This is a genomic window from Stenotrophomonas sp. YJH_SMC_94-11 (genome assembly GCF_059370435.1).
This window is the reverse complement of sequence record NZ_JCAFTR010000001.1, coordinates 584,280-600,271: the sequence shown is the minus strand read 5'-3', so window position 1 is coordinate 600,271 and position 15,992 is coordinate 584,280. Positions and strand designations below refer to the sequence as shown.

Below are 15,992 nucleotides of genomic sequence, written 5' to 3'. Positions count from 1 at the left end.
CATGATAGGGCACCGACATGACCTATTGCGTTGGAATCGAGGTGGACGAGGGCCTGGTCTTCGCTGCCGACACCCGGACCAATGCCTCGCTGGACGATGTACGCGTGCATCGCAAGCTGCACGTGTTCGAATATCCCGGCCAGGCAGCCTACGTGCTGATGGCGGCTGGCAACCTGGCCACCACCCAGTTGCTGGTGTCGCGCCTGGGGCGCGATGCCGACGAACGGCGCTCACCCAACCTGCGCGACATGACTCACCTTTTCGAGGCCGCCGCGTACGTTGGCCAGTTGCTGGTGGACAGCCAGGTGCACAGCAGCCACAGTGAACATGGCCACGATGGGGTCAATACCCAGGCCACGCTGATCTTCGGCGGCCAGATTGCCGGTGAGCGGCCTGGGCTGTACATGATCTACCCGCTCGGCAACGCCATCGCCGCCTCACCGGAGACGCCCTACCTGCAGATCGGTGAATCCAAGTACGGCAAGCCGATCCTCGACCGCATCCTCAGCCCCGCCACGCGCCTGGAGGATGCCGCCCGCACGGCGATCGTCTCGTTGGACTCCACCATCCGTTCCAATCTGTCGGTAGGCCTGCCGATCGACCTGGCGCTGCTGCGCGACGGTGAACTGCGCATCGGCCAGCAACTGCGGCTGGGCGCGGATTCAGCGCTGTACGCCGATATCCACCAGAACTGGTCACGGCGCCTGGAACAGGCGGTGGACGCCCTGCCGCGGTTCCCCTGGGAAACCGCCCTGTAGAGCCGAGCCCATGCTCGGCCGTCGAGGTCAATGCGAACAGCAGCCGAGCATAGGCTCGGCTCTACAGAACCCCAGCGGCATCAGCCCAGCGCCTCGGCCACTGCGCGGAACACCTGTTGCATCTGCAGCGGCTTGCGCAGTACATGGACGTCCACGCCGGCCGGGAAGGCATCGGCAGGCACCGCCACCGCCGCGTCCTCCAGCACCAGCGCCGGGCCGCGATAGCCCAGCGCAGCCATCTCGCCCAGCAGCTGGCTGGCCGGCAGCAGCTTTGAGCCGGCGTCTGCAATCACCAGCGCCGGCATCGCCTCCTGCTGCATCCAGCGCAGCGCCGCCGGGCCATCGGAGGCCAGCTGCAGCTGATACCCCTGGCTGGACAGCGCGTTGCCGAGCAGCGACAGGCGCGTAGCTTCGCCGTCGACCACCAGGATCGACTGGCCACTGCCCAGGGCCACCAGCTGCTCGATCGGCTCGCTGCCGTCGCTGGCTTCGTGCATCGGCAAGCGCAGCTCGAAGCAGGTGCCCTGCCCCGGCTGGCTGCTGACATGGATGCTGCCGCCGGCGCCTTCGACGATGCGCTTGCAGGAAATCAGACCCAGGCCGGTGCCATCGGCCTTGGTGGTGAAGAACGGATTGAACAGGTGCGACAGCGTGTCCGCATCCATGCCGATGCCTTCATCGGACACGCAGATCTGCATCCAGTCCACGCCATCGCGCTGCCCGGCATGGCTGGCGGTCAGGCTCAGGCGGCCACCGTTGGGCATCGCCTGGATCGCGTTGAGCGCCAAGTTCAGCATTACCTGCTGCAGTTCGGTGTAGTTGGCGTCGACCACCAGGCCTTCGTCCAGCACCTGCAGTTCCAGGCGCACGGCATCGGGCACGTTGCTGCGCAACAGCAGCGCCACCGCGTCGAACAGGCCGTCGATCTCGATGCGCTCGCTCGGCTTGCGCGAACCACGCACGAACGACAGCATCGACTCGGCCATCTCATGGCCGCGGCGGCCACACTCGGCGATGACGTCGGCCAGGTGGTGCAGCTGCGGATCCTCGGTGCGGGCCTTCAGCAGGTCCGGCATGATCAGCAACGGCTGCAGGATGTTGCGCAGGTCGTGGCTGAGCCCGGCGGCAAGCAGAGACAGGCTTTCCAGGCGCTGCGCACGCATCAGTTCGGTTTCCACGCGTGCGCGCTCGACCGCACTGCGTGCATCGCGGATCGCACGCGCGACCGCCGAAGGCAGGCGCGCAGGCTGGTGCTTGATGATGTAGTCGTTGGCGCCCTTCTGCAGCGCCGCTACCGCATTCTCCTCACCCATCGTGCCGGAGACGAAGATGAAGGGCACCTCCGGTGAGGTCTCGCGCACGATGCGCAGCGCGTCGTCACCGGAGAACCCCGGCATGCTCAGGTCGGACAGCACGATGTCCGGCTGGAACACAGCCAGTGCCTGGCGCAGTTCCGCCTCGCTCTCCACACGCTCGAAGCGGGCCTCCAGGCCCGCGTCGAGCATCTGTTCGGACATCAGCTCGGCATCTTCCGGTGAGTCTTCCACCAGCAGGATGCGCAGCGCCCCCAGGGCGGGACCGGTCAGGGGCATGGGCTCACTCGAGTTCCGGTGCCTGGTTGATCAATGCCCAGAACTTGCCCAGGGTCTGCACCGCGCCGAAGAACTGGTCCACGTCCACCGGCTTGACCACGTAGGCGTTCACGCCCATGTCCCAGCTGCGGGCCAGGTCACTTTCCTCGCGCGAAGACGACAGGATCACCACCGGCAGGCGCTTGAGTTCTTCGTGCTCGCGGATCTGCCGCAGCACTTCCAGGCCATCCATGCGCGGCATCTTGATGTCCAGCAGCAGCACCGCCGGCAAGCCTTCCTCGCGGTTGGCGAAGGCGCCGCGGCGCAGCAGGTAGTCCATCACTTCCACGCCGTCCTCGACGTGCACGATGGGATTGGCCAGACGCGCTTCTTCCAGGGCGTCGATCGCCATTTCGGCATCCGCCGGGCTGTCTTCGGCGAGAAGAATGGTGCGCAGAGTCGTCATGCAGAGGGACCTTGTTTGTCCGCGTCGGTCGCGGGGGGCAGGTAGAAGTGGAAAGCAGCGCCGACGTCCGGTTCGGCCTCGGCCCAGATACGGCCACCATGGCGGGTCAGCACGCGGCGCACGCTGGCCAGGCCGATGCCGGTCCCCGGGTAGTCACTGGCCTTGTGCAGGCGCTGGAACACACCGAACAGCTTGCCGGCGTAGGCCATGTCAAAGCCTGCGCCATTGTCGCTGACCGTGAACTGATGGCCGCCGTCGGGCTGCTGCTGGTAGTCAACGCGGATCTTCGCCGGTTCGCGGTTGCCCGAGTACTTCACTGCGTTGCCGAGCAGGTTGAGCCAGACCTGGCGGATCATGTTTTCGTCGCCCACCACGATCGGCAGCGGCGCGATGCTCCACTCCACCTGGTGCGCATGGCCGCTGTTCTCGGCCTCGGCCTGCAGGTTGGAATCGAGCATGGCGCGGGTGTCGGCCACCAGCGACTGCATGTCCACCGCCTGCTGCCGCATCGCCGCGCGGCCAAGTCGCGAGTAGACCAGCAGGTCGTCGATCAACGCTGCCATGCGCCGGGCCGAACTGGAAATCACGTCCAGATAGTGGCGGCTCTTGTCATCAGCCTGATCGCCGAGGTGGCGCGACAGCTTGTCGGAGAATCCTGCCACGTGGCGCAGCGGTGCACGCAGGTCATGCGAGACCGAATAGCTGAAAGCCTCCAGCTCGCGGTTGACCTCGGACACCTGCGCAACCTTTCCTTCCAGCTGGCGGTTCAGCTCTTCGACGCGCAGCTGCACTGCGCGCTGCATGGTGACGTCGCTGATGGTCAGCAGCACCACCTCGTCATCGCTGTCGGGCAGCGGCATGCGCCGCGCGTTGAGCAGCATGTAGCGCACCATGCCGTCGGCGGTGCGCTGCTCGTGCTCGAAGTCCCACAGTTCGCGACCGCGCGACAGTACGTCGGCCAGGCGCTGCCGGACCACCGGGTCCTGCCATGCGTTGTCGCCAACGTTTTCCAGCAGCAGGCCGTCGGCGCGCTCGTCCTGCAGGCCGTACAGTTCAGCGAATGCTGGATTGTGCAGCTGCACGCGCAGGTCGCGGTCGAGCAGCACGATCGGTTCGCGCACGGTCTGCAGCACCGACGCCGCACGTGCAGCCGAGCGCAGCGATTGCCGCTCCGCATGCAGGCGACGGCCGATCTGCCGCTGCAGCAGCCACAGCACCAGGCCGAGCAGCGCCAGCTGGATCAGCAGCGAACTCCACGACACCAGTTCGGTCTGCTTGCGCTGGCGTGCCGCCTGCTCGGCGCGCAGCGCCAGCAGCTTCTGCTCGCTGGCCTGCAGTTCTTCCACCAGCCCGCGGATGGGATAGCGCGTACTCAGGTCCTGCACCAGCTCGCGCTGGTCGCTGTTCGGTTCGGACCTGGCCAACTCGCGGGCAAGTGCCATGCGGCCTTCCAGCATCGATTCGATCCGACCGATGCGGATCAGCTGGTCGGGATTGTCGCGGGTCATCCGGCCCAGTTCGGCCAGGCGCCCGGGAATTTCATCGGCCCGGGCCATGCGTTCGCGCAGGCCGGGGGCATCCACGCCCTTGGACAGGGTCAACGCGGCCGATTCGACATCGCGCACATCGGCCTGCAGTTGCTGCAGTGCCACGCCCACGGCCTGGGTATGATTGACCCAGGCCATCGCTTGTTCGCTGTCCTGCTGCAGTTTGCGCAGGGTCAACCACGGCACCACGATGATCGCGGCGGCGGCCAGCGCCAAGGCCGGCAGCCGCCAGCGGTCCCAGATGTCGTCACTGAAAACCAGCGCCATAGTTCCTCGTCAGCTCTGCCGCGACGCGTTGGCCGGGCCGAGCCCGGTTGCGGCGGAACCGGCAATATAGCGCAGGCGGTCACAACTCTGGAATTTCCAGCGTAATCGGCTGAACGGGTTGGCAATCAGACCTGTAGGGCCAAGCCCATGCTCGGCTGCCTTGGAGTGCCAGCCGAGCATGGCTCGGGTCTACAGGTCAGCGGGCGCCCCACGCGGGGCGCCCAACCGGTTCAGCGCTTGGCGGCAGCGCTGACCTTCAATGCGGCGGCATCGACGCGGGTCACGCCCTTGATGCCCTTGGCGGTGGTGACCGCCTTGTCCTTCTCGGCCTGGGTGGCCACGGTGCCGCTCAGGCTGACCACGCCGTTCACCGTTTCCACCTTGATCTCGGTGCCCGGGACGTTGCTGCTGGTCAGCAGGTCCGCCTTCACCTTGGTGGTGATCCAGCTGTCGGTCACCGGTTCGTTGGAATCATGGCGATCCGCGTGGGTAGCCGGATGTGCGCTGGTGGTCGGCGGGCTCTTGGCGGCCGGGTCCTTGGCGAATGCGGCCGAGGAGGACAGTGCCAGGCCCAGCGTCAGGGCAGAAGCAATCAGCGTGCGAGTGGTATTGCTCATCGTGTCGTTCTCCTTCGGGATGTGCTGCCAGTCTGGACAAGCGCACGTGGAGCAGGCGTGGCGTCGTGGTCATGCCGCCGTGAATCGAAGCGTTTCCAACGGCAACGGTTCAGTTTTGGGTTGTCCGCATCCGTCGTTTACCCTGCCCTTCCCTCCTGCCGGAGCTCTGCCATGCGCCCCGACCTGCACCTGGCCCTGATCGGCTACGGCCTCGCCGGCCGCGTCTTCCATGCGCCGCTGATCCAGCACACGCCCGGCCTGGCCCTGCACAGCATCGTCAGCTCGCAGCGCGACACGTTGCTGCGCACGTTCAGCAACGTACACGTGCGTGCAACGCCACAGGACGTGTTCGACGATCCAGCGGTGGATGCGGTGGTGATCGCCACGCCGAACGAACAGCACGCGCCGCTGGCGATGGCCGCGCTGGCCGCCGGCAAGCACGTGCTGGTCGACAAACCCTTTGCGCTGGATGTGGCCGAAGCGGAAACGGTACTGGCCACGGCACGCGACGCCGGCCGCATCGCCACCGTGTTCCAGAACCGGCGTTTCGATGCCGACTTCCTCACGCTGCAGGCGCTGCTGTCCGAAGGCACGCTGGGCGAGGTGGCCGAATGCCATGCGCATTTCGACCGCTACCGGCCGCAGGTGCGCGACCGTTGGCGCGAACAGGACGGGCCAGGCAGTGGCCTGTGGTACGACCTCGGCCCGCACCTGCTGGACCAGATGCTGGTGCTGTTCGGCTGGCCCAACGCCATCGATGCGGATCTGGCCGTGCAGCGCCAAGGTGGCGCCGGCATCGACTACTTCCACGCCGTACTGCACTACCCGCGGCATCGCGCCATCGTGCATGCCGGTTCGCTGGTGGCTGCCCCTGCCCCGCACTTCAGCGTGCATGGCAGCAAGGCCAGCTGGATCAAGTACGGCCTGGATGTGCAGGAGGCCCAGCTGCGCCGCGGCGTAGCGCCGGGTGCGCCCGGATGGGGCATCGATCCCCGGCATGGCGAACTGGTGCACTGTGATGCAGAAGACAATGTTCTGCGCAGCACCGTCGACAACCTGCCCGGCGACTATCGTCGGTTGTATGCGCAGTTCGCCGCGGCGATGCACGGCGACGGCGAAGCGACGGTCAGCCCGATGCAGGCATTGCAGTTGATGCGGCTGCTGCAGGCGGGCATGGACAGCGCGCGTGAAGGGCGGCGGATCGCGTTGCACTGACCAGTAGATCCACGCCATGCGTGGATGACGTGGCAACGATCGGAGAAGGCTCTTGTAGAGTCGAGCCATGCTCGACTGGCTGCATGGGGTCAGAGCCCTTTCCTGCGGAAAGGGATCCGACCCCGATCTGCCCGGGGTCGGATCCCTTCGGCAACGCCGAAGGGCTCTGACCCCACCGCAGTGCTTACGACTTCTTGATGGCGTGGCCGCCGAATTCATTGCGCATCGCCGACAGCAGGCGATCGGTGAACGAATTCGATTCGCGCGAACGCAGGCGTTCCAGCAGCGACAACGTGATCACCGGTGCCGGCACGTCCAGCGCGATGGCTTCGGCCACGGTCCAGCGGCCTTCACCGGAATCCTCGACGTACGGTGCGATGCCATCCAGCGACGGATTGCGCTTGAGGGCTTCGGCACTCAGGTCCAGCAGCCACGAACGCACCACGCTGCCGTGGCGCCACACCTCGGCGACCTGGGCCAGGTCCAGTTCCATTTCCTGCTTGCGCTCCATCAGCGCGAAGCCTTCGGCATAGGCCTGCATCATCCCGTACTCGATGCCGTTGTGGACCATCTTGGTGAAATGGCCGGCGCCGGATGGACCAACACGCGCCCAGCCGCGATCCTCCGCCGGAGCCAGCGTGCGCAGCAGCGGTGCGATCTGCTCCACCACCGATGCTTCGCCACCGACCATCAGGCTGTAGCCTTCCTGCAGGCCCCACACGCCGCCGCTGGTGCCGCAGTCGACGTAGCCCAGATCGTCCTCCGCCAGCGCCTTGGCGCGACGGATCGAGTCCTGGTAGTTGGAGTTGCCGCCGTCGATGACGATGTCACCCTCGGCCAGGTGCGGGGTCAGCTGTCCCAGCGTCTGGTCGACGGTTTCACCCGCCGGCACCATCAGCCACACCACGCGCGGCACCGGCAGCGCGGCCACGGCGGCGGCCAGCGAATCAACCACCTCCAGGCCGGCCTCTGCAGCACGCTGGCGCGCACTTTCGCCCGGGTCGTAGCCGACCACGCGGTGGCCGCCGCGATGCAGGCGCTGGGCCATGTTGGCGCCCATGCGGCCGAGGCCGATCATTGCAATATCCATTGTTTCACCTTCAGTTGGGGTCTAGGGTCAGGCTGCCTGGCCTGCCGGTAGCCGCGCAGTGGCGCAGCTGCGCCTCGCGCCAACGCCGGTAGAGCGTGGTATGCAGATTGTGCACCGCCAGGTCGATCGAAAACGGCGTTCTAGGGTTGCGATCGAGCAGGCGGACGATGTGGTAGCCGATAGGACGTATACCGCGCGGATGCACGTAGATCACGAACTGCTGGTAGAACGGATCGTCCAGCAGCTGATCCATGCGCACCAGAGCCGCGTGGTAGCGCGGTGCCAGGCGCGCGCGCAGCTGTGGATCGCGCTCGAACAGCAGGCGCTCGAAATAGCGCTGGCCGATGCGCGGGATGTCCTGCGCCAGTTTCCAGAGCTCGGCATTGCGCTGGTCGTACCAGGCCAGGCCAGCGTGCAGTGCCAGCGCCTGCGCAGCGCCCTCGCCCACCTCGACCACCACGAAGTTCTCGGCCTGGTTGCTCAGGTCGTCCAGCGTGCCTTTGTCGTACACATGTTCGATGAAACCGGGCACGCCCACGAACGCCTGCCGCCCCATCGCCGAGGTGCGCACCGCCTTGCCGTCGGCGAAGAAGTCGCCGGCATGCGCGCCGAGCAGGATGCTGTCGGTGTCGTGCAGCGCGAGGAAGGTGCCGATCGACAGTTCCTCCGCTGCGAACCCGGTGTCGAACGCAGCATCGCCATACAGCTCGCGCTGGGTGGCCAGCTGTGCGACCTGGCGGCCGACACCGCATTCGGCACGCACGGCACCGCTGTAGAACGCCTCCAGCGCATGGCTGTTGCCCGCGCGGGGCACGAAGCCACGACCGAAACTGCGTGTACGCTGCCAACCCTGTGCCGGTGCGCCCTGCAATCCGAAGCCGATCCATCCCAGCTGCGGGCCGGAGAAGCGGAACGTGGGATTGCCCTGCAATGCCGAAGTCGCGCGCCGCGTGGCCGCCCCCAGCTGGAAGGCATAGGCGCAGATGGTGGCGGGATCATCCAGCAGCTGCTGCAGAAGTGCGTGCCGAGCAGTAGCGGGCAACGCCGCCGGCCACCGCACCTGCAGGTCGCCGGCCGCCTGTGAATCAGCCAGCGAGGCACGCGTACATACGGGACCACCGCGCACCTGCGGCGCAGTGAGGGACGCTTCTTCGAAGCGCCACCCCAACCGCTGCAGCAGGCCCTGCGTACAGTCCGGGGATGGCGATGCCACGACCCACGCGGGCGCCAGCAGCAGGGCTGCAATCAGCCACCTGCCGCGCACTCTCAGCCCTGGTCCGTAACCGCCGGTGCGGGTTCCGGCGCCGCTGCCGGCGATGGCGATGGCGTGCCCGCCGCGGCCGGCAGATACTGCTGCAGGCGCTGGAAGAAGCGACGATAGAACTCGGCATCCGTGACCGTGCTGCTGGCCACCTTCACCAGCGAGTCGTCGTTGCTGCCGAACGGCAGCGACACCGAGCCCAGCGCACCCACACCGACACTGGCCGAGGTCGGGCTCTTCTTCAGCGCGTAGCGGTCCTGCACTGCACTGACGAATACCAGCGTCTGGCTGCCGCGCGGGGCGCACGAGATGCGCAGCACCAGCTGCTCATGGTCATCCTCGCGCGGCTGGAAGTTCTTGTTGCCCTCCACCTGTGCATCATCGGAACGGGCGATGGCATAGCCTTGGCTGAGCAGCGTGCGGCGCGCGGCCTCGCAGGCTTCACCGGGGCGTCCCTCAACGGTGCGCGAGAAGGTATCGCCGGAATCGAAGGACTCGCGCAGCACGGTGCTGTCGGCGGCGCGGCCACCACAGGCCGAAAGGATCAAGGCGCTGGCGCACGCCACGGCAGCGCTGGAAAGACGGGAGGCCCGCATGGGTACTCCTGCGAGAACGGAAGCACCAAGGGTAGTCCCGCCCCCGTGTGCGGCAGGTCGATATGGCCCCCCACGTTGCTCCCGGTTCATGCACGTAAAAGGGGACGGAGGGGATTAAGTCGTTTGTGGCAGTTCGCTCGCCGGGCATGGCCCGGCGCTACCGTGAACGAGGTCGCCAAACAGAAAGGGGCCGGCAATGCCGGCCCCTGCGAATGTCGCGCGCCGTCTCCGGCTCAGTCCGCCCAACGCCCCGCGCCGGTGGACTGCGGCAGCACCTGGGCCGACAGCGGACGGTCATTGGCCAGCAGGTTCACCGCGTCGGCCAGGATCGAGGCCGACTCGCGCAGCAGCGGGTCCGGACGCTTTTCGGCGGCCTTTTCGCGGGCGGCATCCTTCACGATGTCGCGCTCGTTGCCGGTCAGGCCGTCATCACTGCTGTCATCGGCCAGCGGGTCCAAGGCCAGGCCCAGCTCCTTGCGCTGCAGCTGGCGTTCCTTGCGCTGGGCGTCCTGGCGCTCGCGTTCGGCGCGACGGGTGGCCTCGTTGAGCGAGATGTACTTCTTCGCCGCCTCGGTTCGGAACTGCTGCACGTCCTCGTTCCACCACTGGAATTCCTTGTCGGTGGCGATTCGCGCGTCGTGGCGGGCCTCCAGCTTCGGCAGCAGCGGCGCGAAGTTGCCGTACTGGGTGTGCGGCACGGCGGCGATGCGGGTCCACGGCAGGGCGTTATCGTAGGTGCTCTCGCCGAACTCGGTGGCATCGACGCTGGCCGGGAAGGCCAGGTCCGGCACCACGCCCTTGTGCTGGGTGCTGCTGCCGCTGATGCGGAAGAACTGGGCGATGGTCAGCTTGACCTGGCCGAAGCGCTGGGTCTCGCCACTCGGCCAACGGTCGAGGTCGACGATGTTCTGCACGGTGCCCTTGCCGAAGCTGGTTTCACCGATCACCAGGCCACGACCATAATCCTGGATCGCACCGGCGAAGATCTCCGAGGCCGAGGCCGAACCGCGGTTGATCAGCACCGCCAGCGGGCCATCCCACGCCACACCCTGGTTGCGGTCGCTGTTGACGGTGACGCGGCCACCAGACTCACGCACCTGCACCACCGGGCCCTGCTCGATGAACAGGCCGGTCAGTTCGATGGCTTCATCCAGCGAACCGCCGCCATTGTTGCGCAGGTCCAGCACCACGCCGTCCAGCTTGTCGTTCTTGAAACCAGCCAGCAGCTTGGCCACGTCGCGGGTGGCCGAAGCATAGTCGGCGGCGTTGCGGCGACGGCCTTCGAAGTCCTGGTAGAAGGTCGGCAGCTTGATCACGCCGATCTTCCGTGCCGGCTCGCCGTTGGCGGCCGGAATGGTCATGGTCTCGCCCTTGGCGGCCTGTTCGGCCAGGCGCACCTTCTGCCGGGTCAGCACCAGGGTGTGGTGCTTGCCATCGGCACCTTCGGCAGCCGGAATGAACTCCAGCTTGACCTGGGTGTCCTTGGCGCCGCGGATCTTGGCCACGACATCGTCGATGCGCCAGCCAATCACGTCCTCGACCTGGCCGGACTTGCCCTGGCCAACGCCGACGATGCGGTCACCCGGCTTCAGCGTGCCGTCCACCGCAGCCGGGCCGCCGGCGATGATCTCGCGGATCACTACCACGTCGTCCTGGCGCTGCAGCTGCGCACCGATGCCTTCCAGCGACAGCGACATCGCCTGGTTGAAGTTCTCGGCCGTGCGCGGGGTGAAGTAATCGGTGTGCGGATCAACCGCGCTGGTGTACGAATTCATGAAGAACTGGAAGACGTCTTCGCCCTTCAGCTCATTGACCGACTTCTCCAGCGTCGCGTAGCGCTTGTCCAGCGTCTTGCGGATATCGTCCGGCTTCTTGCCCGCCAGCTTCAGGCGCAGCCAGTCGTTCTTGACCGACTTGCGCCACAGCTCATCCAGCTCGGCGCTGCTGGCCGCCCACGGCACCTTCTTGCGGTCGTATTCGAAGCGCTCGTCGGTGGTGAAGTCCGGCTCCTGCTTGAGCAGCTTGCGCGCAAAGGCCACACGTTCGCCGACACGCTGCTTGTAGACCGCGAACACCTGGAACGCCGGCTCCAGTTCGCCGCCACGGATGGCCGAGGAGATGTTGGCTTCGAAGGGCGCAAAGCGCGCCACGTCGGCCTGGGTGAAGTACTGCTTGGCGCCGTCCAGCGTCTCCAGATAGCGCTTGAACACGTCCTTGGAGGTGGCCTCGTCCAGCGCACGCGGGCGGTAGGCGTAACGACTGTCGGACAACAGGCCATACACCAGCTTGGAGGTGGTCACCTGATCGGCGGTTGCCGCAGCGGGCAATGCAGGCGAGTCGGCCTTGGCCGCCAGCGCCAGCGGCGCGACCAGCGCCAGGGCCATCAGGAATGCGGGGGCTTTGAATTTCATTGACGTGCTCGAAGGCGCCTTGCCAAGGGGGAGACTGCAGGGTGTTCAGACACCCCGACAGTGCCGAAAGTTGCCGGGTTTGTCACCCGGCCGCGCTCGGTGGAAAACCAGCCTAGCGGGGCCGGTGTAGCAAATTGTGAATGCATGTAGAGCCGAGCCCATGCTCGGCTGGCCGACAGCAAGCAGCCGAGCATGGGCTCGGCTCTACCGCAGGCAGAGGTGTGCGGACCAACGGTCCGCACCTACAGGAGAAGCAGCTCCCACCCACCGGGAGGGTGTCAGGAAACCCCGGCACCCTTGGCCTGAACGTCGGCGTGGTACGACGAGCGCACCATCGGGCCGGACGCCACGTGGCTGAAGCCCAGCTCGTAACCGTAGTCTTCCAGTGCCTTGTAGTCGTCGGGGGTCCAGTACTTCAGCACCGGGTGATGGTGCGCGGTCGGCTGCAGGTACTGTCCGATGGTGATCATGTCCACATCGTGCGCGCGCAGGTCACGCATCGTGGCCTTGATCTGTTCGAAGTCTTCGCCCAGGCCCAGCATGATGCCGCTCTTGGTCGGCACGTCCGGGTGCTGCGCCTTGAAGTTCTTCAGCAGGTTCAGCGACCACTGGTAGTCCGCACCCGGGCGCACGTTGCGGTACAGGTCCGGCACGGTCTCGATGTTGTGGTTGAACACATCCGGCGGGTTCTGCGCCAGGATCTCCAGCGCACGTTCCATGCGGCCCTTGCCGCGGAAGTCCGGGGTCAGCACTTCGATGCGGGTACCCGGCGACTTTTCGCGGATCGCGGTGATGCAGTCGACGAAGTGCTGGGCACCGCCGTCGCGCAGGTCATCGCGGTCGACGCTGGTCACCACCACGTACTTCAGGCCCATGTCGGCCACGGTCTGGCCGAGGCTGGCCGGCTCGTTGGCATCCGGCGGCTTCGGGCGGCCATGGGCCACGTCGCAGAACGAGCAGCGCCGGGTGCAGACCTCACCGAGGATCATGAAGGTGGCGGTGCCATGGCCGAAGCATTCGTGGATGTTCGGGCAGCTGGCTTCCTCGCAGACCGTCACCAGGCGGTTCTCGCGCAGCTTGGCCTTCAGGTTCTGCACGGCATTGCCCGAAGGAATGCGCACGCGGATCCAGGACGGCTTGCGCAGTACCGGCGCATCGGCGAACTGCACCGGCGAACGGTTGATCTTGTCACCGCCCAGCTGCTTGACCCCGGCCTGCAACGGCGCGGCGGACGGAGAATCGCCCTGCACGATCTGCAGGGGAATGGAACGGGCGGTGGTTTCAGTCATGGCAGTTCCGGGGGGCGGTCAGGCGGCCGCAGAAAGATCGGGCAGTTCGGGCGTGTGCTGCAGCAGCAGGCCAAACTGGCGGGCCAGGTGGTCCAGCAGCACCGGCTTGACGGCCTCCATCCCGGAGGGGCCGCCCAAGTCCAGCACCGAGGTCACCTGCAACCCCTGATAGCCACAGGGATTGATGCGGTGGAAGGGTTCCAGGTCCATGGCCACGTTGAAGGCCAGCCCATGGAAGGTGCATCCGCGGCGCACGCGGATGCCGAGTGCGGCGATCTTGGCACCACCGACGTAGACGCCCGGGGCGCCCTCGCGGCGTTCGGCGCCGATGTTCCACTCGGCCAGGGTATCGATGAGCGCCTGCTCGATGCGGCACACGTAGTCGCGCACGCCGATGCCCAGCCGTGGCAGGCGCAGCAACGGATAGACCACGATCTGGCCGGGGCCGTGATAGGTCACCTGGCCGCCGCGGTCCACGTGCAGCACGGGGATGTCGCCCGGCGCCAGCACATGCTCGTCCTTGCCGGCCTGGCCCAGGGTGAACACCGGATCGTGCTCGACCACCCACAGCTCGTCGGCATCGGCGTCGCTGCGCTGGTCGGTGAAGCGCTGCATGGCGCGCCACACCGGTTCATACGGCTGGCGGCCGAGGTCACGGACCAGCGCCGGACGCGGCGCACGGTCCTCCGGTGCGGCTTCGGCCGGGCAGGAGTCGGCTACAGCGTCCACTTCACTTCCGGGTGGTCACGCAGCGCCTGGTGCGCCAGGTCGTACTGTTCGCGGCTCTCGGCCTTGAACACGATGCGGACGGACACGTACTTGCCGTTGGAGGAGTGCTTCCAGCTGATGCGTTCGTTCACCACATCGATGCCGGCGGCCAGCAACAGGCGGGGAAGCTCATGCTCCAGGCCGCGGTTGGCCGGGCCCATGGCGCTGAGCTCGAACTGGCCGGGGAACTGGAAGCCGTGGTCGGGGTTGTCGGACTTGATTTCCATGGCCCCATTATCGGGCCGCAGGGCAACAAACCCAAGAGTATTCATCAACGCCAGGACGGCACCGGCGGTCTGCTGCGTTGCAGGCGGCCCAAAGGGACGGGCCTGAGGCCCAACGGCAGCTGACTGCAATCTCCTGACCGTCACCAACGCGAACATCGTACGGGCGGCCTGCGACCGCCTTCACGCCAGGCCTGCGGCGCGTGCGCGGGTAACAAATTGTGCCCGCCGGACAATGTTGTTTTCGGAACAGACAAGTGATCCGGACGTGCTCGTTCCGACGCGCGGGCACGAGTACCGTAGCGTTGCAGAAAACGACTGAAAACCGCCCCCTTCCCCATGAGCATTCCATCCATGCGTAGTGTCGCAGCCCTCGGGCTGGCCGGCCTGCTGGCCTCCGCCCTCCCCCTTGCCGCCCAGGCGGCCGAACAATGTGGCCCGGACGCCATGCGCGACCACCCGCCGCAGGTCAATTTCCGCGTCGACAACGACCTGTTCGGCGGCCGCCACCAGGATCAGGGCTATACCAACGGTGCGCTGTTGACCCTGGTCTCCCCCAATCTGGTCGATTACACCGACGACCCCTGCCTGCCGCGCATGGCGCGCTGGGTGAACCGGTACCTGGAAGGGCTGCATCCGGGCAAGTTCGAACAGCAGAACATGATCTTCAGCATCGGCCAGGGGATCTTCACCCCGACCGATTTCACCCGCAGGGACCTGATCGAGGACGACCGCCCTTACGCCGGCGTGCTGATCGCGAACTTCGGTTTCAATGCGCGCAGCGGCGACCGCCTGCAGACCACCCAGCTGACACTGGGCGTGGTCGGCCCCTGGGCACAGGGCAAGCAGGTGCAGAATGCCGTGCACGACGTGCTGGGCGACGAAAAATTCAAGGGTTGGGACAACCAGCTGCACAACGAACCACTGTTCATGCTGACCCATGAGCGCATGCGCCGCTGGCCGGGCGATGCCAGCGTCAATGCCGACGGTTGGGGCTGGGACGCGATCAGCCACTACGGCGGGTCGATCGGCAACCTGGAAACCAAGGCCAATTTCGGCGGTGAAGTGCGCTTTGGCTGGAAGCTGCCGGACGACTTCGGCAGCACGCCGTTGCGCCCGGCCGGTGAGAACACGGCGCCGACCCGCAGCGGCCGCCCCGGTGGGTGGTCCTGGCACCTGTTCGCGACCTCGGACGCTGCCTGGGTGATCCGCGATATCACCCTGGATGGCAACACCTTCCGCAACAGTCACAGCGTGGACAAGCGCCATGTGGTGGCCTACGGCGGGTACGGCGTGGCGGTGATGTACGGCCGCTGGAAGTTCGCTGCCGCGCGCTACCACAGCACGCGCGAATTCAACGGCCAGCGCGAGGCGCCGGTATTCGGCAGCTTCACCATCAGTCGTGCGCTGTAGTGTGTGTGTCGACCGCGGGTCGGCACACCGTTAAGACCAAACTGATTGCTGCAACCTGGCCCGTCATGGAGGCGCAACCCGCTGAGGTACTGCAGCAATCATCTGGAGGACCGGGTTTCCCCGAGCCTCCAGATCAAGCAACGAAGATCATTGGGCGACGCAGCTGGTCGGCACCTGCCTTGGCAGATTCAGGCTGACGGATACCAGCCCCAGCGCCTTGCATTCAAAGGGGACCGATTGAGTAACCAGATTCTGCGGCACCGAGCCGGGCGCGCATCGGGCGACCTCTACGGTACTCTCGCATTGCATTACCGCACCGTTGATGAGCTCCAGCAGCACAACACGCTCATAGACGATGTTGTCGTCTGCCGCAGACGAACCTTCGCATAGCAGAACGCCCAGCAGGGTCGCCCCCAGCATCGTTGCCAAGCGCGTGCTTTTCATGATGTTCATTGCAGACCCTCATCGGTTGCCATTGATGAACTCCACCAGCAGGGGC

15 protein-coding genes are annotated in these 15,992 nt (G+C 66.4%); 3 read left to right on the top strand and 12 right to left on the bottom strand.

Annotation, left to right across the window (positions count from 1 at the left end; all coding sequences use genetic code 11):
• Nucleotides 1-17: 17 nt before the first annotated feature.
• The gene (locus AC5P74_RS02740) at nt 18-758 is read left to right on the top strand and encodes a proteasome-type protease (protein WP_053498223.1); all 741 of its coding nucleotides are present in this window, start codon (nt 18-20) and stop codon (nt 756-758) included.
• 80 nt (nt 759-838) lie between these two features.
• Here AC5P74_RS02740 and AC5P74_RS02735 read toward each other — a convergent pair whose 3' ends face one another.
• The 4 genes from AC5P74_RS02735 to AC5P74_RS02720 all read right to left on the bottom strand — a co-directional run bounded on the left by AC5P74_RS02735 (nt 839) and on the right by AC5P74_RS02720 (nt 5,226).
• A complete protein-coding gene (locus AC5P74_RS02735; protein WP_005419354.1) occupies nt 839-2,350 on the bottom strand; it encodes an ATP-binding response regulator in 1,512 nt (503 codons plus the stop codon).
• 4 nt (nt 2,351-2,354) lie between these two features.
• Nucleotides 2,355-2,795 (bottom strand): response regulator, encoded by a 441-nt coding sequence (locus AC5P74_RS02730; protein WP_005411057.1) that lies wholly within the window; start codon nt 2,793-2,795, stop codon nt 2,355-2,357.
• The gene (locus AC5P74_RS02725) at nt 2,792-4,609 is read right to left on the bottom strand and encodes a sensor histidine kinase (RefSeq protein ID WP_206620913.1); all 1,818 of its coding nucleotides are present in this window, start codon (nt 4,607-4,609) and stop codon (nt 2,792-2,794) included. The genes AC5P74_RS02730 and AC5P74_RS02725 overlap by 4 nt, the downstream gene beginning before the upstream one ends.
• 230 nt (nt 4,610-4,839) lie before the next feature.
• Nucleotides 4,840-5,226, bottom strand: a complete 387-nt coding sequence (locus AC5P74_RS02720; protein ID WP_053498227.1) for a BON domain-containing protein — start codon at nt 5,224-5,226, stop codon at nt 4,840-4,842.
• Nucleotides 5,227-5,397: 171 nt separating this feature from the next.
• Between AC5P74_RS02720 and AC5P74_RS02715 the strand changes: the two genes are divergently transcribed.
• Complete coding sequence (locus tag AC5P74_RS02715; protein ID WP_053498229.1) at nt 5,398-6,441, top strand: oxidoreductase; 1,044 nt, start codon at nt 5,398-5,400, stop codon at nt 6,439-6,441.
• A gap of 184 nt (nt 6,442-6,625) precedes the next feature.
• On the opposite strand, the gene gnd is transcribed toward AC5P74_RS02715, so the two are convergent.
• The 7 genes from gnd to AC5P74_RS02680 all read right to left on the bottom strand — a co-directional run bounded on the left by gnd (nt 6,626) and on the right by AC5P74_RS02680 (nt 14,083).
• Nucleotides 6,626-7,531 (bottom strand): phosphogluconate dehydrogenase (NAD(+)-dependent, decarboxylating), encoded by a 906-nt coding sequence (gene gnd, locus AC5P74_RS02710; RefSeq protein ID WP_188247769.1) that lies wholly within the window; start codon nt 7,529-7,531, stop codon nt 6,626-6,628.
• Nucleotides 7,532-7,541: 10 nt separating this feature from the next.
• Nucleotides 7,542-8,780: a hypothetical protein gene (locus AC5P74_RS02705; protein WP_329843249.1), complete on the bottom strand. Its 1,239-nt coding sequence runs from the start codon at nt 8,778-8,780 to the stop codon at nt 7,542-7,544.
• A gap of 17 nt (nt 8,781-8,797) precedes the next feature.
• Entirely contained in the window at nt 8,798-9,388 is a 591-nt protein-coding gene (locus AC5P74_RS02700; protein WP_005419366.1) for a DUF2242 domain-containing protein, read from the bottom strand.
• 233 nt (nt 9,389-9,621) lie between these two features.
• Nucleotides 9,622-11,799 carry a carboxy terminal-processing peptidase gene (locus AC5P74_RS02695; protein WP_005419368.1) on the bottom strand — a complete coding sequence of 726 codons (2,178 nt, stop codon included), beginning with the start codon at nt 11,797-11,799 and terminating at the stop codon, nt 9,622-9,624.
• Nucleotides 11,800-12,077: 278 nt separating this feature from the next.
• Nucleotides 12,078-13,088, bottom strand: coding sequence for a lipoyl synthase (lipA, locus tag AC5P74_RS02690; protein ID WP_053498233.1), 1,011 nt, complete (start codon nt 13,086-13,088; stop codon nt 12,078-12,080).
• An 18-nt stretch (nt 13,089-13,106) separates the two neighbouring features.
• Entirely contained in the window at nt 13,107-13,817 is a 711-nt protein-coding gene (gene lipB, locus AC5P74_RS02685) for a lipoyl(octanoyl) transferase LipB (RefSeq protein ID WP_053498236.1), read from the bottom strand.
• Complete coding sequence (locus AC5P74_RS02680) at nt 13,805-14,083, bottom strand: YbeD family protein (RefSeq protein WP_005411067.1); 279 nt, start codon at nt 14,081-14,083, stop codon at nt 13,805-13,807. Before AC5P74_RS02680 ends, lipB begins: the two co-directional genes overlap by 13 nt.
• Before the next feature lie 351 nt (nt 14,084-14,434).
• On the opposite strand from AC5P74_RS02680, the gene AC5P74_RS02675 reads away from it, so the two are divergent.
• Complete coding sequence (locus tag AC5P74_RS02675) at nt 14,435-15,493, top strand: lipid A deacylase LpxR family protein (RefSeq protein ID WP_080375075.1); 1,059 nt, start codon at nt 14,435-14,437, stop codon at nt 15,491-15,493.
• A gap of 147 nt (nt 15,494-15,640) precedes the next feature.
• On the opposite strand, the gene AC5P74_RS02670 is transcribed toward AC5P74_RS02675, so the two are convergent.
• Nucleotides 15,641-15,946 (bottom strand): hypothetical protein, encoded by a 306-nt coding sequence (locus AC5P74_RS02670; RefSeq protein ID WP_206620916.1) that lies wholly within the window; start codon nt 15,944-15,946, stop codon nt 15,641-15,643.
• Nucleotides 15,947-15,992: the final 46 nt, after the last annotated feature.

Excerpts from the sequence above, each read along its gene's own strand:
- AC5P74_RS02740 (WP_053498223.1), top strand. The coding sequence starts at position 18 with ATGACCTATTGCGTTGGAATCGAGGTGGACGAGGGCCTGGTCTTCGCT.
- AC5P74_RS02735 (WP_005419354.1), bottom strand. The coding sequence starts at position 2,350 with ATGCCCCTGACCGGTCCCGCCCTGGGGGCGCTGCGCATCCTGCTGGTG.
- AC5P74_RS02730 (WP_005411057.1), bottom strand. The coding sequence starts at position 2,795 with ATGACGACTCTGCGCACCATTCTTCTCGCCGAAGACAGCCCGGCGGAT.
- AC5P74_RS02725 (WP_206620913.1), bottom strand. The coding sequence starts at position 4,609 with ATGGCGCTGGTTTTCAGTGACGACATCTGGGACCGCTGGCGGCTGCCG.
- AC5P74_RS02720 (WP_053498227.1), bottom strand. The coding sequence starts at position 5,226 with ATGAGCAATACCACTCGCACGCTGATTGCTTCTGCCCTGACGCTGGGC.
- AC5P74_RS02715 (WP_053498229.1), top strand. The coding sequence starts at position 5,398 with ATGCGCCCCGACCTGCACCTGGCCCTGATCGGCTACGGCCTCGCCGGC.
- gnd (WP_188247769.1), bottom strand. The coding sequence starts at position 7,531 with ATGGATATTGCAATGATCGGCCTCGGCCGCATGGGCGCCAACATGGCC.
- AC5P74_RS02700 (WP_005419366.1), bottom strand. The coding sequence starts at position 9,388 with ATGCGGGCCTCCCGTCTTTCCAGCGCTGCCGTGGCGTGCGCCAGCGCC.
- AC5P74_RS02695 (WP_005419368.1), bottom strand. The coding sequence starts at position 11,799 with ATGAAATTCAAAGCCCCCGCATTCCTGATGGCCCTGGCGCTGGTCGCG.
- lipA (WP_053498233.1), bottom strand. The coding sequence starts at position 13,088 with ATGACTGAAACCACCGCCCGTTCCATTCCCCTGCAGATCGTGCAGGGC.
- AC5P74_RS02680 (WP_005411067.1), bottom strand. The coding sequence starts at position 14,083 with ATGGAAATCAAGTCCGACAACCCCGACCACGGCTTCCAGTTCCCCGGC.
- AC5P74_RS02675 (WP_080375075.1), top strand. The coding sequence starts at position 14,435 with ATGCGTAGTGTCGCAGCCCTCGGGCTGGCCGGCCTGCTGGCCTCCGCC.
- AC5P74_RS02670 (WP_206620916.1), bottom strand. The coding sequence starts at position 15,946 with ATGAACATCATGAAAAGCACGCGCTTGGCAACGATGCTGGGGGCGACC.